The 15,102-nt window shown below is 65.1% G+C and carries 12 protein-coding genes and 1 tRNA gene; 6 read left to right on the top strand and 7 right to left on the bottom strand.

Translation table 11 applies throughout. From position 1 onward, the window contains the following. Nucleotides 1-7 precede the first annotated feature (7 nt). Both JNM03_RS01540 and JNM03_RS01535 read right to left on the bottom strand, forming a co-directional pair. Nucleotides 8-1,015, bottom strand: coding sequence for a dipeptide epimerase (locus JNM03_RS01540; protein ID WP_294033902.1), 1,008 nt, complete (start codon nucleotides 1,013-1,015; stop codon nucleotides 8-10). Beyond that, a complete protein-coding gene (locus JNM03_RS01535) occupies nucleotides 1,015-2,994 on the bottom strand; it encodes a serine hydrolase (RefSeq protein WP_294033901.1) in 1,980 nt (659 codons plus the stop codon). The genes JNM03_RS01540 and JNM03_RS01535 overlap by 1 nt, the downstream gene beginning before the upstream one ends. A 139-nt stretch (nucleotides 2,995-3,133) precedes the next feature. On the opposite strand from JNM03_RS01535, the gene JNM03_RS01530 reads away from it, so the two are divergent. Together JNM03_RS01530 and JNM03_RS01525 are read left to right on the top strand one after the other, a co-directional pair. Beyond that, nucleotides 3,134-3,757 (top strand): helix-turn-helix domain-containing protein, encoded by a 624-nt coding sequence (locus JNM03_RS01530; RefSeq protein WP_294033900.1) that lies wholly within the window; start codon nucleotides 3,134-3,136, stop codon nucleotides 3,755-3,757. Then, nucleotides 3,750-5,447 (top strand): amidohydrolase family protein, encoded by a 1,698-nt coding sequence (locus tag JNM03_RS01525; RefSeq protein WP_294033899.1) that lies wholly within the window; start codon nucleotides 3,750-3,752, stop codon nucleotides 5,445-5,447. Before JNM03_RS01530 ends, JNM03_RS01525 begins: the two co-directional genes overlap by 8 nt. Nucleotides 5,448-5,489: 42 nt before the next feature. On the opposite strand, the gene JNM03_RS01520 is transcribed toward JNM03_RS01525, so the two are convergent. The 3 genes from JNM03_RS01520 to JNM03_RS01510 form a co-directional block, all read right to left on the bottom strand. Then, nucleotides 5,490-6,350: an ROK family protein gene (locus JNM03_RS01520; protein ID WP_294033898.1), complete on the bottom strand. Its 861-nt coding sequence runs from the start codon at nucleotides 6,348-6,350 to the stop codon at nucleotides 5,490-5,492. 147 nt (nucleotides 6,351-6,497) lie between these two features. After that, a complete protein-coding gene (locus JNM03_RS01515) occupies nucleotides 6,498-7,391 on the bottom strand; it encodes an oxygenase MpaB family protein (protein ID WP_294033897.1) in 894 nt (297 codons plus the stop codon). A 15-nt stretch (nucleotides 7,392-7,406) separates the two neighbouring features. Next, the gene (locus JNM03_RS01510; RefSeq protein ID WP_294033896.1) at nucleotides 7,407-9,857 is read right to left on the bottom strand and encodes a TonB-dependent receptor; all 2,451 of its coding nucleotides are present in this window, start codon (nucleotides 9,855-9,857) and stop codon (nucleotides 7,407-7,409) included. A gap of 137 nt (nucleotides 9,858-9,994) precedes the next feature. Here JNM03_RS01510 and JNM03_RS01505 point away from each other — a divergent pair, with 137 nt between their 5' ends. Next, nucleotides 9,995-10,744, top strand: a complete 750-nt coding sequence (locus JNM03_RS01505; protein ID WP_294033895.1) for a helix-turn-helix transcriptional regulator — start codon at nucleotides 9,995-9,997, stop codon at nucleotides 10,742-10,744. A 49-nt stretch (nucleotides 10,745-10,793) separates the two neighbouring features. Then, on the top strand, nucleotides 10,794-11,924 hold the full coding sequence (locus tag JNM03_RS01500; RefSeq protein WP_294033894.1) for an acyl-CoA dehydrogenase family protein: 1,131 nt from the start codon (nucleotides 10,794-10,796) through the stop codon (nucleotides 11,922-11,924). 24 nt (nucleotides 11,925-11,948) lie between these two features. Here the strand turns inward: JNM03_RS01500 and JNM03_RS01495 are convergent, their stop codons facing one another. Together JNM03_RS01495 and JNM03_RS01490 are read right to left on the bottom strand one after the other, a co-directional pair. Further along, nucleotides 11,949-12,974 carry an acyl-CoA dehydrogenase family protein gene (locus JNM03_RS01495; protein ID WP_294033893.1) on the bottom strand — a complete coding sequence of 342 codons (1,026 nt, stop codon included), beginning with the start codon at nucleotides 12,972-12,974 and terminating at the stop codon, nucleotides 11,949-11,951. 178 nt (nucleotides 12,975-13,152) lie between these two features. Continuing rightward, nucleotides 13,153-13,226 (bottom strand) — tRNA-Gln (locus JNM03_RS01490). Between the two features lie 166 nt (nucleotides 13,227-13,392). Here JNM03_RS01490 and JNM03_RS01485 point away from each other — a divergent pair. After that, nucleotides 13,393-14,685, top strand: a complete 1,293-nt coding sequence (locus JNM03_RS01485; RefSeq protein ID WP_294033892.1) for an FAD-dependent oxidoreductase — start codon at nucleotides 13,393-13,395, stop codon at nucleotides 14,683-14,685. Further along, a complete protein-coding gene (locus tag JNM03_RS01480) occupies nucleotides 14,682-15,083 on the top strand; it encodes a DoxX family protein (protein WP_294033891.1) in 402 nt (133 codons plus the stop codon). The genes JNM03_RS01485 and JNM03_RS01480 overlap by 4 nt, the downstream gene beginning before the upstream one ends. Nucleotides 15,084-15,102: the final 19 nt, after the last annotated feature.

The raw sequence follows: 15,102 nt of genomic DNA, 5'->3' as shown, positions 1-15,102 counted from the left end.
CAATTCGTCATTCGCCCCAAATTTCTGCAGGACAGTGGATCATGCCGCCGCGATATTCGACGCCCGGTTCGCGATCGCGCGCGAGGAAGGTCGGTCCGTCGAGGTCGACGATGTCGCAAAGCTGGCCGACAAGATAGGATGGCGCCATCGACAGGCTGGTTCCCATCATGTTGCCGACCATCACGTCGAGCCCCAATTTGCGCGCCTGCCGCGCGATCGCCAAACCCTCGGTAAGCCCGCCACATTTGTCGAGCTTGATATTCACGACATCGAAGCGGCCGACAAGCGAGGCGGTATCGCCCAGCGTCACCGCGCTTTCGTCGGCAACGAAGGGAAGCGGGCGCTTCAGCCCGTCGAGATCGGCCTCGCGCCCGCGGGGCAGCGGCTGCTCGAGCTGCGCCACGCCCATCTGGACGAGAACCGGGAGCAGTTCGGCAAGCGTCGCGATGGAATAGCCCTGATTCGCATCAACCCCGATCCACGCATCGGGGCGCGCGGTTCGGATCGCGACGACGCGCGCGATGTCATCCGACAGATCGCCCGTCAGCTTGACCTTCACCGGAGCCTCGGGGTCGAGCGCTAGCGATGCCTTCGCCATGTTGCCCGGGCCATCGGCGCCCAGCGTCAGGGTCGAGCGCAAGGCTTTTGGCGGTCCCATGCCGGCCAGATCCCATACCGGCCGCCCGGTCCGCTTTGCCTCGAGATCCCAGAAAGCGCAGTCCAGCGCGTTGCGCGCGCCGCCGGGCGGCAGCAGGGCCTGGAGGTCCTGCCGGCTTGCCCCCCGCTCGATCGGGTCGCGAACGCGCGACGCCTCGGCCAGCATATGGTCGATATCGTCGCCGAGATAATATACTCCCGCCCCCTCGCCGCGACCGACGTTCGTGCCGTCGGACAACTCCGCGACAAGCAAGGCGGTCTCGGTGAAGACATGACCCGAAATGCGGAACGGCTGGTGATAGGGAAAACGCTCGACCCGAAGGTCGAGCGTCAGTTCGCGCGTGCTCTGCGTTGCCATCAATAGACCATCCCGAAGCCATAGAGATGGAAGGCGAGCGTGACCCACGTCAGCACCGCGCCGGCGAAAAGCAGCAGCACCGCACCAAGCTTCATCGTCCAGCGGCGCTTGTCCCTGACGCAAAGCCACAGATGCCATGCCGCCGTGCCGAGCAGGCCAAACGTCGCGACCGGCGTCAGGACGCGCAGCAGATATATCAGCCAGTCGAGCGGACCGCCGATGCTGCCGATATCGAGCGTGAAGGCGACCACCAGTACGACCCAGCCGGCCAGCGCGACCAGTATCAGCCACGCGCACAGGCGCGACAGGCGATAGGCGCGGCGCGCCTGGCCGGTGAGCGCGAAATCCGCCTTGAAGCTGCGCCGGACCAGTGCGCGCACCGGCCATGCAAGCGCGGCGAGCAATGCGATGCCGATGGCAGCGATCAGCGCCACGTTCAGCCAGGCCGCGTTGATCCCGGCAGGGGCGGGCTCGAACACCATGAAGGGCGACCCGGCATCGAGGCTCCAGCGCACGATCCGGCCGTCTCTGACTTCGGCCGCGAGACGTTCGCCGGTGCCGGTATCGCGCCATACGAACGGCTCGACCTCGACCCAGTCGCGTGCGCCGGCCCCCAGGCCATCAAGCCCCGGAACGCTGATCTTGCCCTCTTCGGTCAGCGTGACCGTCGGTTGGCCGAGCAGGCCGAACAGGCTCATGAAGTTGGTGAACGAACCACGGCTGGTGACATAATTGCCGGCCATCATCTGTGCGTGCTGCCTGGCGGCCTTCGCGTCGACCTGGCCGGGCGCCTCGGTTCCGGGCAGGTATCGGTCAGCGAATTTATGGAACAATGCGCTGCGGATCGCACCCGCCGCCCCTTCCTTGCCGGGGCTGTTCATCGAGATGTAGACGCCCACATCGGCATCGGGGAACAGCCACAGATAGGAATGGAACCAGACGGTGTCGCCGCCATGCGCGATCGCCCGGTGACCGTTGACCCATTGTTCGTAGAAGCCGAGCGCCATGGCGTTAAGCGGACCGACGCCAGGCGCCTTGTAATCATGCATCATTTTTGCGGTTTCGGGCTTCAGTATGCCGGCACCGTCGTTCAGATGCGCGATCATGAACTTGCCCATGTCGGCGCCGCTCGCCGACAGGCTGCCCGCCGGCGCCGGAATCACGATTTCAAAGGGTCGCGCCTTCTGGGTGATGTCGGGATATCCGCTCGCCATATCGGCGACGAGCGTTTTGGGAAGCGGCTGACGGAAGCTTGCATGCGTCATGCCGAGTGGCTTGAAGATATGGTTGTCGACATAATCGTCGAAACTCTCGCCGCTGACGCGCTCGACGATATAGCCGGCAAGGGCGGTGGCGTAGTTCGAATAGGCAGGTGTGGTTCCCGGCGCGAAGACCCGTTCGGGCAACGCCAACGGCATCTGCTTCTTCAGCGTCATGACCGCCTTGGGATCATTGCTGATCAGGTAGCGGACCGACTCCTCGAAGCCCGCCGTGTGCGTCATGATGTTGCGCAGCGTGATCGGCTTGCCTTGATAGGCCGGAATCTTGAAGTCGATATAGCTGTTCACATCCTTGTCGAGGTCCAGCTTGCCGGCCTCGACCTGTTGCATCACCGCTGTCCAGGTGAAGAGCTTCGACACCGATCCCGGACGGAAAAGCGTTGTCTCGGGCAGGACGGGCCTGCGCTTCGCGACATCGGCAAAGCCATAACCCTTTTCCAGCACGACCTGATCGCCGCGCACGACGACGACGACGGCACCCGGGATACGGGCGCGTTCGAGCGCATAGGGGAGAAAGCCGTCAAGGAAGGCCTCAAGGTCAGTGCGGGTCAGATTCGCGGTCTGCACAGGCTTTGCCGCGATCAATGGCGGTACCTCCGCCTTTTTCGTCGCGGGCGCCGGAACCGGCCCCTGCGCTGCCAGCGGCACCGCAGCGAGCGCGGCCAGCCCGACCATCAGCTTGTGGATGAATTGCATCATCGTCCCCCTTTTTGCCGGCGCGCTCTCTGACCCTTGCAGCGAACCGCGCGAACCCTTACCAAGGGGCCAACATCCGTTGGCCCGATGGGGACATAATGATCCTGATTAGAAAATTGTCAAACCTGGAATGGAAAAACTGATGGCGGACCGATCAAGCCCGCCGACGCTCGGCGCGGTGATGAAAGGCATTCGCGCGCGGAACGGCTGGACGCTCAAGGAAATGAGCGCGAAATCGGGCATACCCGTCTCGACGCTGTCAAAGGTCGAACACGACCGGCTGACGCTGAGCTATGACAAGCTCCAGCAGCTCAGCCAGCGACTCCAGATTCGCATGTCGGACCTGTTCGCCGAGGATGAAGAGGATGCCGCACCGCGCGTGACCGGCCGCCGCAGCATCGGAACGATCGAGCGCGCCGCGCGCGTCACGACCGACAATTACGACTATCACTATCTTTGCACCGACCTGCGCCAGAAGCGGATGATCCCCATTCTGACGCGCATCCGCGCCCACAGCGCGAGCGAATTCGGCGAACTCGTTCATCACCAGGGCGAGGAATTCATCTATGTTCTGGAAGGACGGATCGAAGTGCACAGCGAATTCTACGACCCGGTCACACTCGAAGTCGGTCAGGGCATCTACATCGATTCGTCGATGGGCCACGCCTATGTGGTCGCTGAAGGGTGCGAGGAAGCACTCGTACTGGGGGTCTGCTCCAGCGCCGACGACGGCCTCATGGACTCGCTGATGAGCCTCCATGGTTGAGCGCCTCCCGCTTCGCGCCATGCTGCTCGGCGGCATGCTGCTGGTCGCGGCGCCCGTCGCGGCCCGCCCCGCCGCCCCGCCCTATGACCTGATCATTCGCGGCGGCACCCTGTATGACGGCTCGGGCGCACCGCCCGTCACCGGCGACGTCGCAATCAGGGGCGATCGCATCGTCGCGGTTGGCCGGGTCGAAGGGTCGGCGAAGCGCGAGATATCGGCACGCGGAATGGCAGTCGCACCGGGCTTCATCAACATGCTGAGCTGGGCGACCGAATCGCTGATTGCCGACCCGCGCAGTCAGAGCGACATCCGCCAGGGCGTCACACTGGAGGTGATGGGCGAAGGCTGGTCGATGGGTCCGCTCAACGCGACGATGAAGGCGCAGGAGACCGAGCGGCAGGGCGACATCAAGTACCGGATCGATTGGACAAGCCTCGGCGACTATCTGGCCTATCTGGAAAGGCGAGGAATCGCGACCAATGTCGCCAGCTTCGTCGGTGCCGCGACGGTCCGTGTCCACGAGCTTGGCGAAGACGATGTCGACCCGACACCCGAACAACTCGACCGGATGCAGCTGCTCGTCCGACAGGCGATGGACGAGGGCGCGCTGGGCGTCGGCAGCTCGCTCATCTACGCGCCCGGCTCCTATGCCGAAACCGACGAACTCGTTGCCCTGATGCGCGAAGCCGGACAGTGCGGCGGCATGTATATCAGTCACATGCGATCCGAAGGCGACCGGCTCGAAGAGGCCGTCGACGAACTGATCGATATCGCGCGCCGCTCGGGCGCGCCGGCCGAAATCTATCACCTCAAGATGGCGGGCCGCGGCAACTGGGACAAGTTCGACGCGGTCGTGAAGAAGATCGAAGCGGCGCGCGCCGACGGCCTGCGCATCACCACCGACATGTACACCTATACCGCAGGCGCGACGGGGCTTGACGCCGCAATGCCGACCTGGGTGCAATCGGGCGGGCTCGAAGCCTGGATCGAACGGCTGAAAGACCCCGCGACGCGCGCGCAGGTAGCCGCCGAAATGCAGAAACCCGGCAGCGACTGGGAGAATCTCTATCTGGGCGCCGGCGCAGACAAGATGATCCTGACCGGCTTCAAGAGCGAGGCGCTGAAACCGCTGACCGGCAAGACCCTTGCCGAGGTCGCGGCGATGCGCGGCACATCGCCCGAAGAAACCGCGATGAACCTCGTGATCGAGGACGGATCGCGCGTTGGCACCGTCTACTTCCTGATGTCCGAGGACAATGTTCGGAAGCAGGTCCAGCTCCCATGGATGAGCTTCGGGTCGGATGCCGCGTCCCAATCGGCGGAAGGCGTCTTTCTGAAATCTGGCTCGCATCCCCGCACCTACGGCAATTTCGCACGCCTGCTTGGCCACTATGTCCGGGACGAGAAGCTGATCTCGCTCGAAGAAGCGATCCACCGCCTGACGTCGCTGCCCGCAACCAACCTTGGCATTCGAGAGCGCGGCGCGCTCAGGCCCGGCTATTTTGCCGATGTCGTGATTTTCGACCCGGCAACCGTCGCTGACCGTGCGACCTTCGAAAAGCCGCATCAATATGCCGTCGGAATGCGCGATGTTTACGTCAACGGCGTGGCCGTCCTGACGAATGGCGAACCGAGCGGGGCCACCCCCGGACGCGCCGTCCGTGGCCCGGGATGGAAGGCATGCCACTAAGCCGCCCCCTCGGGCACCGGCGTTCCGGCGCGGCCAGCAAGGTCAGCGCACGAGTGCGAGCGCGCCGAGCAAGCCGGTGTCGGGGCCAAGAGCAGGCGGAACGATGATATCGTCGGGGTTTCCGGGAAAATAGCCGCCCCACAGTCTGCCGACATGAGCCCTGACCCGATCCAGCAGGCCCGGCGTGCTCATGACGCCGCCGCCAAGGATGATGCGCGCGGGGTCGAGAACAGCGCGAAAGGTCTGGCTCGCCTGCGCGAGATACCAGGCAATGATGTCGTGCGCGGGGTGGTCGGCGGAAAGGTCGGACAGCGAAACGCCCCACCGCGCGATGATCGACGGACCGGCCGCAAGCCCTTCCAGGCAGTCGCCGTGGAAAGGACAATGACCGGGAAAGTCCGCGTCGGCGGGATGCCGCGGCATACGGATATGGCCCATCTCGGGATGGCTGAGGCCGTGGATGAGCCGACCGCCGACGACCGCGCCGCCGCCGATGCCGGTTCCCACGGTCAGATAGAGCACCGTCGCCGCGCCCTGCCCGGCGCCCCAACGCCATTCGGCGAGTGCGGCACCATTGACGTCGGTGTCGATTGCGACCGCGCAGCCGAACGCGCGCGCGAACGGCCCCGCGATATCGGCGCCACTCCAATGCGGCTTGGCGGTGCGCGTGATACGGCCCCATGTAGGCGACGCACGGTCGAGGTCGAGCGGTCCAAAGCTCGCGATGCCGACTGCGGCATAGTCGCCTCCCCGCGCGCGGAGCCACTCGACCGCGGCGGGGATCGTGTCCTCGGGGCGCGTCGTTTCGATGCGGGTGCGCGCATGGATTTGCCGCGAGGTATCGCCGACGCCGACAATGAACTTGGTGCCGCCCGCCTCGACGAGCGCGATCTTGTCGCCCATATCCTGTCCCTTGCACCGACCGGGGAAAAGCGGATGTGCACCCGCATGCCACGATGATCGGTTCGTTGCCTTCGGAGATAGCGTATCGCATTTCGACATGCCGTGCGACCGTACCGGCGAGCGGGGGCCGGCCGCAGCGATGTTGATTCACCGCGCCAGAATTCGGCCCTGCTCGGCGGGCGACTTGAACAGGAAATCGTGCGGCAGACCGAGCCGCACGCTCGCCTGGCATGGCGGCGACGTCCGATCGACGCGCCGGTCGGCCAGACGACCTGCGGTACGCAAGACAAAGCGATCGAGCCGCGAGAGGTCGTAACGGGCGCCAAGGTCCAGCCGCTGCCGGATGGATGGCGGCAACAGCGACACCGAGGCCCGGGCAATGGCGCGGTGCAGGGCACGCGGAACGCCGGGAGCAGCACGGCCCGACTCGATAATGGCGAGAAATTCGAACAGGATCGGGTGCGGCTCGAAGCGCTGTTCCAAAATGGCCATCATCGCCATGAACGCATCGATCGTCGGCGGCGTGTGCCGTGCGCCGAATTCACGCCCGATCGCATCGCCATCGCGCAAGAACCGGTCCTTGTCCGCCGGCGTCAGCGGCCGCACGAAACGGTCGTAGGCCATCAGGAAGCCATAGGAGGCGGTGGCGGCAACCCAATCGAGCAGCTCCGGGTCGAGCGCGCGATACGCCTCACCCGCCGGCGTTTTGCCCTTTACCTGCGCGTGCATCCGGTTGACCTTGCCAATCACCTCCTTCGCGACGCTGGCGGGACCGTAGCAGGCAAGCATCGCGACAAGGCCGGTGCGGCGCGACCGGCCGATCGGATCGACCTTGTAGGTCGAATGATCCCACACCCCCGAACGGATTCGTGGTTCGGCGAACTCGAGCAGGACGGCGGCGATCCCTCCAATGCCGAGCGCGATCGGATTCTTGTAGACCCGCCACTGAACGCTGTCCGGCGACAACAAGGCAGGCTCACCGACCGGCGACGAGAAGTCGATTTCCGTACCCAGATACGTATCGAGACCGCCTTGTCGCACTCTGTTCGCACTCCCTCAGAAGTCGAAGCCTAATGTCAGGCCATAGGTGCGCGGCGGATTGGGGAAGCGCACCACCACATTGGCGTTGCTGGCAACCGCCGACCAATAATATTTGTCGAACAGGTTCTTCGCCCAGAGCGACACCGACCAGCCACTTTCGCTCTTGAGTCCCAGGCTCGCGTTGACCGTGCCATAGGCATCGACCTTGTACAGGTCGAGATCCTCGAAGATCGTGTTCGACTTGCTCTGATACCGCGCGCTCACCGCGCCGGTGAGGTTCAGCGTATCGCTGACCGGCGCATCATAGGCGAGCGTCAGGCTACCCTGGAATTCGGGGCTGTAGATGAATTCAGCGCCGTCGAAATTTTGCGCCTGTCCGGCCGCGTTGGTCCCGTTGTAATCATTGATCCGCGTCTTCAGCCACAGCGCGTTCGCCGCCAGCGTCAACCCCGTCGCCGGTCGGACCGTCAATTCGCCCTCGACGCCATAGGCCTTCGACTTCGGCACATTGTCGAGCCGCGACAACGCCGTGTAGATCGGGTCCGCGAAATAGGTGCTGATCTGCTTGTCGGCATAATCATAATAGAAAGCCGACAGGTTGGCCTGCACTGCGCGGTCGGCGAGCGTGGCCTTGATGCCGACTTCATAGGCGGTCAGTTTTTCCTGGGTCACCGGCGCATTCTGCCGCGCAAGGTTCGCCGCATTGATTGGCGTCGTCCCCGATTTATAGCCGCGCGAGACCGACGAATAGACCAGCGTGTCGGAATTCGGCGTCCAGTTGAACGCGACGCGCCACGCGACATTATTCTCGTCAAGGGTCGATCGGACTTCGCCGAACGTCCCGGTCACGGGGTCGAAGGTATTGCACTGCCCCTGCGAAATCGGCGCCGCGAGGACCCCATAGGTCTGGAGGTACAGCGCCCGGTTCACGACGTTGACGTTGGGCAACATATTGCCGTTGAAGTCACGCGAACAGCCGTTGTAGCGCTGCTTGTCCTCGGTGTAGCGGAGCCCGCCGCTGATCTTGAACTGATCGCCAAGCTCCCAGTCGGCGTTCGCGAAGACACTCCAGGTCCTGGTACGGATGCGGCCGAAATCCTCATAGGTGCGGAAGGCTTGCTGAAGCTGGGCCAGCGTATAGCCGCCCGAGTTGAAGATCGGGCTGGCAAGCAAGGGCGCACCTGCCGCGCGGATCAGCCCGACATTGGCGTTCTGGCCCAGCATGGTGCGGTTGGAATCGATGATCCGGTCATTGGCGTAATAGGCGCCGACCAGCCAGGTCACCGGACCCGACTCGCCCTCCACATGCACGTCCTGCGCAAAGCTCTTGATCCGGCCGACGGTGTTCTGCAGCAGGATTTCATACGACGCGCCGCTCCAGTCGGACAGCGCGTTGCGCTTGAAATCATTATAGCTGGTGAGCGAGACGAGCTTCGCCGTGTCGCCAAGGTCCTGATCCCAGCGCAGCTTGAGACCCCAGAAGCGATTATCCTCCGCCAGCGGCCCATCGAGGCCGAGCCCCGTGCCGATGTCTGCCGAGCGCTGCGCATAGGGGGCCCAGTCCGCCTGCGACGCTTTGGTCGGCGCATTCGCCGCAAGATAGGTTGCAAGGCCCGGCGCGTTGAAGAAGCGCGAGTTGCTGGTGCCGGTCACCGGATTGGTCGCCGGCGTGAAGCCGATTCCCTGTCCGACAACCGTGTCCGACTTGTTCTGCCACCAGGTCACCGACAGGTCGAAATGGGTGCCGACAGCAGGGTCGATCGCCAACGCGCCGCGCACACCCAGCTTTTGAACTTCCCCCTGCCGCTCGCCGCGCGTGTTGCTGACCTGCCAGCCCTTGTCGCTGTTCTCGCTCCGGAAGGCGATGCGTGCCGCGATCCCTTCGCCAAGCGGACCGGAGAGATGACCGCCGATATTGTACGTCTGGTAATTGCCCAGATCGGCCCTGATGCTGCCCTCGAAACTGTCGGTCGGCTTCGCAGTGATGAAGTTGATGAGCCCCGCAGTGGTGTTGCGGCCATAAAGCGTTCCTTGCGGCCCCTTGAGCACCTCGACCCGCTCCAGATCCATGACCGGCCCGGTGTTCATGATCGGATAGGCATAGGCGACTTCGTCGACATAGGTACCGACGGTCGACGTCGACGACAGGTTGATCGTGTTGAAGCCGATCCCGCGCAGTGTGTAGGTCGGCACGCCCTGATAGCTTTGCGAGACGGTAAAGCTGGGCGCGACCGCAGTCAGGTCACGAAGGTCGGTGACGCGCAGATTTTCCAGCGTTGCACCGTCGACCGCCTGGATCGCCATGCCGACGTCGTTGATCGATTCAGCACGGCGCTGCGCCGTCACGATGATCTCGCCCTCGGCTGACGCAGCGTCCGCGCCGGCCTCTTCGGCGGCAAAGGCCGGTGCCGCAATCGCAAGACCGGCCGCAGTGCCCGCCAGCAGAATAATTCGCATTGTCTTCATGACTGATCCTCCCTCAAACGGCTTGTCGCGGGGCTCGTCTTTGTGCGAGCGTCGCAGCAACCGGACGCTGCCCAAGGACTAAATTGCGCGGTCGGCGGCAAGCTGGCACCTGTGGCAGGATGAAGGGAGGAGGTTGCGTGACGGATCACCGGGCAAAATGCTGGGCCGAGCTCCCATCGCTCGTCGCCGCGGTACAAAATGCGGGCAACACGATCGGTCTGCCCTTCATCGCCGCGCAGGCCGACCTTGGCGATCCCGAGCCGATGGCGGACCAAGGCGGGCGCCCCTATGCGGAGACGAGTTTCCGCTGGATCGACCCCGACTATGCCTATTGGCGCGATCGCAAGCTGGCGCTCCAGATCGCATTTCTGACCGCCGCACGGCTCGTCGCCGAACCCTTTTTCTACAGCGACGGTCGGCTCCGGACATGGCGGTCGACCGAATTGCTGGACGCCGTCGATTGCGAACAGGCCAGAAACACGCCCAATTTCGGAGAAGCGATCATCGCGCCGGTGCACTTGCCGCGCGGCCTTGTCGGTGCGGTCTTCTGGTGTTCGCGCGAACCGGTCGGCGTCGAGGCGCTGTTCGCCAGCCACGCCGGCGATCTGCACAATCTCGCGCTCAAACTGGTCGCGACGCACAATGAAGCGCGCGGCCGGCCGCGCAACGCGACGGTCCCGCAAACGCTGACGCGGCGCGAAGTGCAGTGCTTGCGCTGGGCGGCGGCGGGCAAGACCGACGGAGAGATCGGCATCATCCTGACCCTGTCGGTATCGACCGTGCGCTTTCACCTGCGCAATGCCGCGGCAAAACTCGGTGCGACGGGCCGCGCGCAGTCGATCCAGATCGCTGCGGGATTGGGTTTCGTCGGCGCACGGGCCGCCTGATGCATTCGTCAGCTTGGCCAGTGGCTCGCCTTCCCTCTAGACCCTGCGGATGGACATGCTGAACGATCCGGCACTCGACGCCTTTCAGAGCGAAGTCCGCGCCTTTCTCGACGCGGCGCTTCCCGACGGTCTGCGCCACGCCGCCGCGCGCGCGACCAGCGTCTTCATCGACCCCGCCATCTCGTTGCCCTGGCAGCGCATCCTGAACGCGCGCGGCTGGGCGGCGCCCGACTGGCCGGCGGAATTCGGCGGCCCCGGATGGAGCGAGATCGAACGCTATATCTTCGCGGCCGAATGCGCGCGCGCGGGGGCGCCGAACCTTGCGCCGATGGGACTCAAGATGGTCGCGCCTGTCATCATGCATTATGGAAGCGCCGAACAGCGGGCCCATTATCTGCCGCGCATCCTGTCGGGCCAGGACTATTGGTGCCAGGGGTTCTCGGAACCGGGCGCGGGGTCCGACCTCGCGGCGCTCCAGCTACGCGCGACGTCCGACGGCGATGATTATGTCCTCAACGGATCGAAGATCTGGACCACCCACGCCCATTTCGCCAACCGCATGTTCGCCCTCGTCCGGACATCGAGCGAAGGAAAGCCGCAAGCCGGAATCAGCTTCCTCCTGCTCGACATGGCGACCCCGGGCATCCAGATCGAACCGATCCGCACGCTGGCGGGCGATCACGAGTTCAATCAGGTGTTTTTCGATGACGTCCGCGTACCACAGGCCAACCGTCTCGGCGCCGAGAATCAGGGCTGGTCGGTCGCGAAACATCTGCTGACATTCGAACGCGGCGGCAAATATGCACCATCCCTGCTTGGCCGAATCGAACGGCTGCGCGAACGGCCGATCGCCGACCCCGTGCTGCGTACGCGGCTCGGACGTGAAGCCGTGAGCTTGCGAGCGCTACAGGCGCTCGAACTCAAGGCGATGCGCGGGTTGGGCGGAAACCCGGCACTTTACGCCTCGGCCCTGAAAATCCTCGGCACCGAAGCGGCGCAGCGTATCGACGTGCTCGCCTGCGATATCGCGGGCTATGCCGCATGGGCCGACAGCGACGGCCAGACGCCGACCGAACTGGCGGTCGCGGTGCCGCGCTACCTTAATGACCGCGCGGCCAGCATCTATGCCGGATCGAACGAGATCCAGCGCGACCTGATCGCGCGGCAGATACTGGGCTAGGGTCGGGATCCCAGGGTCGGGGCCCTAGGCATCCGCGTCGGCAAAGCGGGCCACCTGGTCGGCCCGCGACCGCATCGCGGCGACAATAGCCAGGCCGCGCTTGAAATGAGCGCCAAGGTCAAGCTCTTCGGTCAGCCCCATGGCGCCGTGGATTTGCACCGCCCCCTCGCCGACCCGGCGCACCGCGTCGGCAACCTCCACGCAGGCGGCGGCAACAACGTCCATATGATCGGGATGATCCGCCTCGACCGCGACGACCGCCGCTTCGACCAGCGCCGCGGACGCCATTTCCGCAAGCTGCATATCGACAATGCGATGCCGCAACGCCTGGAACGACGCAATCGCCGCCCCGAACTGCCTGCGCTGCTCCATATATGCGGCGCTGTCCGCGATCATCCGTTGCATCAAGCCCACGGCCTCGGCGCAGCGACCCACAAGAATCAGCGCGTTCGCATGGTCGGCAAGGACGCGCGCTTCGGCACCCGTTGCAAGGATGTCGGCGTCCCCGGCCTTCAGCATGAAGCCAAGGTCGGCCGAGACGCAGCCGTCATGCATGACGCGATGTCGCTGCTCGACTTTCTCGGGATGGGCGGGAACGAGCAGGAGAGCTTCGTCGGCGGCAATCAGGAACAGGTCGGCCTCTGCCGCCCCCGCCACCAGAGCCGCCGTTCCGCGAACCATGCCGTCAGCATCGACGATCGGCATCGAAAGCGCCGAGGCAGGACAGATCGCGGCGATGCGCAGCGCGCCCGACGCGAGATCGCGCAGCGCCGCATGCCCCGGCACGGCCCGCGCGAGCAGCATCGACCCTGCGGCGTGCGCCAACCAGTCGGCTCCCGCCAACGCAGGGCCAAGTTCTGCCATGACAAGCGCAATGTCGGCCGGCCCGCCGCCGAATCCGCCCGCTTCCTCCGGGAGCGCAAGGCCGGCAAGGCCCAGCCCGTCGGACAGGTCGCGCCAGTGCGGCCGGTTGTGGTCGGCCAGAAAGCGCTGGACGCTGTCGCGCAGCAATTGTCGGTCTTCACCAAGAAGAAGATCAAGCGTGGCCATATTACTCCCCCTGGTTGAACGCGGTCCGGCCAGGACACCCGCGACGCCCCCGCGGACGGTACGCCGCCCTTGCGGTTCTTGTTGGTCGGTCAGGACCGACAAGTCCAGCTATCGGGCGTAACAGGTCCGGTCCGCGCGCGTCGCGGCCGAATCAAGCCCGAGATGTGGAGGAAAATGCTGGATGCCCCGCGAGGATTCGAACCTCGATAGACGGAATCAGAATCCGTAGTCTTACCATTAGACGACGGGGCAACGAGGCGGGCGCAATATGATTGCGTGGGCCGCGTGTCAAGGCCGCTGCGGTCGCACGCGACGGTCGCATAACAGCCCGCTTGCCCTCACGTATTTCGCCGCTAGCATCGCGCCATAACAAAAGGGGGACCGCGCCCGGCGCAGGTCCCGCACATGGAGGTGGGTGATGCGTCATGTCGCGATCGTCGGGTCGGGCCCCGCTGGCTATTATACCGCGGAGGCCCTGCAAAAGGCCGAGGATATCGCAATCGACGTCATCGATCGCCTGCCCGTCCCTTATGGCCTCATCCGAACCGGCGTTGCACCCGACCACCAGTCGATCAAGGCCGTATCGCGCCGATACGAAGGCGTCGCGCTTGCCGACAATGTCCGCTTCGTCGGCCATGTTTCAGTAGGCACCGACGTCAGTATCGACGAGCTTGCGGAGCTTTACGACGCCGTCGTTCTGGCGACCGGCGCACCGCACGATCGGCCGCTCGACATTCCCGGCGCGGACCTTCCCGGCGTGATCGGCAGCGCCGCCTTCGTCGGCTGGTACAATGGCCACCCCGACTTCGCAGGGCTCGACCCGCTGCTCGATGCCCCCGGCGTCGCGGTGATCGGGAACGGCAATGTCGCGCTCGACGTTGCACGTATCCTTGCCAAGACGCCCGCGGAATTTACCGGCAGCGACATCGTCGCCCACGCGCGCGCGGCGCTGGCGGCAAGCGCGGTGCGCGAGATCCATATTCTTGGCCGGCGCGGCCCGCACCAGATCGCGATGACGCCGAAGGAACTGGGCGAACTCGGCCACCTCGAACGCGCCGGCCCGCGCGTCGATCCCACCGATCTGCCCGACGAAGGTGCCGATGCGATGCTCGAACCCGGGATGCGCAAGTCGGTGACGCACCTGCGCAGCTTCGCCGCGAACCCCGTCGCGAAGCCGGTGACGATCGATTTCGACTTCTTCGCCATGCCGATCGCGATCGAAGGGGATGGCCGTGTCCAGCGCGTCATCATCGAACGGACCAGGCTCGACGCCGATCTGCGCAGTCGCGGTACCGGCGAAACCTATGCGATCGAGGCGGGGCTCGTCGTAAGCTGTATCGGCTATCAGACGCCGGCGATTCCTGGCGTTCCCTATGAACATGGACGCGGCCGTTTCGCGAGCGACGAAGGGCGAATTCTTCCCGGGCTCTATGCGGTCGGCTGGGCGCGGCGTGGCCCCTCAGGAACGATCGGTACCAACAAGCCCGACGGCGCCCGCATCGCCGAACTGGTGCTGGAGGACATCGGCCGCGGTGCCGGCAAGACGGGACGCGCGGGGCTTGACGCGCTGCTGGCAAGCCGGACCGTCACCCCGGTCACCTTCCGCGACTGGCGACGGATCGAAGCTGCGGAGGTCGCCGCCGCGCTCGACGGCAACCCGCGTGAGAAATTCACCAGCGTCGAGGCGATGCTCGCCGCGATCGGGCGGTGAAGCAGCCCGTCCGCGCGGCACTGCGATGGCTGCTCGCGCTCGCATATGCCTATGCGGGCTATCGCCATCTCGCGACCCCGGCGCCCTTTCTCGCGATCACGCCGCCCTGGGTGCCACAGCCGGCGTTCGTCGTTGCGGCAACCGGAGTCGCCGAACTGGCGGGTGCGCTGGGGCTGATGCTTCCCCCGGTCCGCAAGGCCGCCGGCTGGGGCCTCGCGCTCTATGCCCTTTGCGTCTGGCCGGCGAATATCCACCATGCGCTCGCCAATGTCGCGATCCATGGCGAGACACTGAGCTGGTGGTATCACGGCCCGCGCCTCGCACTGCAGCCGCTGATCATCTGGTGGGCGCTGTGGGCCAGCGGTTCAACCGACTGGCCGTTCGGCAAACGAACATAACAAGCCATCATTGCGAGGA

It is taken from the genome of Sphingopyxis sp., from assembly GCF_016793825.1.
GTDB lineage: Bacteria > Pseudomonadota > Alphaproteobacteria > Sphingomonadales > Sphingomonadaceae > Sphingopyxis.
Note: the sequence above shows the minus strand (reverse complement) of the source record. Positions and strands in the feature narration are given on the sequence as shown.

Coding starts and splice junctions, on each gene's coding strand:
- JNM03_RS01540 (WP_294033902.1), bottom strand. CDS start 1,015: ATGGCAACGCAGAGCACGCGCGAACTGACGCTCGACCTTCGGGTCGAG.
- JNM03_RS01535 (WP_294033901.1), bottom strand. CDS start 2,994: ATGATGCAATTCATCCACAAGCTGATGGTCGGGCTGGCCGCGCTCGCT.
- JNM03_RS01530 (WP_294033900.1), top strand. CDS start 3,134: ATGGCGGACCGATCAAGCCCGCCGACGCTCGGCGCGGTGATGAAAGGC.
- JNM03_RS01525 (WP_294033899.1), top strand. CDS start 3,750: ATGGTTGAGCGCCTCCCGCTTCGCGCCATGCTGCTCGGCGGCATGCTG.
- JNM03_RS01520 (WP_294033898.1), bottom strand. CDS start 6,350: ATGGGCGACAAGATCGCGCTCGTCGAGGCGGGCGGCACCAAGTTCATT.
- JNM03_RS01510 (WP_294033896.1), bottom strand. CDS start 9,857: ATGAAGACAATGCGAATTATTCTGCTGGCGGGCACTGCGGCCGGTCTT.
- JNM03_RS01500 (WP_294033894.1), top strand. CDS start 10,794: ATGGACATGCTGAACGATCCGGCACTCGACGCCTTTCAGAGCGAAGTC.
- JNM03_RS01495 (WP_294033893.1), bottom strand. CDS start 12,974: ATGGCCACGCTTGATCTTCTTCTTGGTGAAGACCGACAATTGCTGCGC.
- JNM03_RS01485 (WP_294033892.1), top strand. CDS start 13,393: ATGCGTCATGTCGCGATCGTCGGGTCGGGCCCCGCTGGCTATTATACC.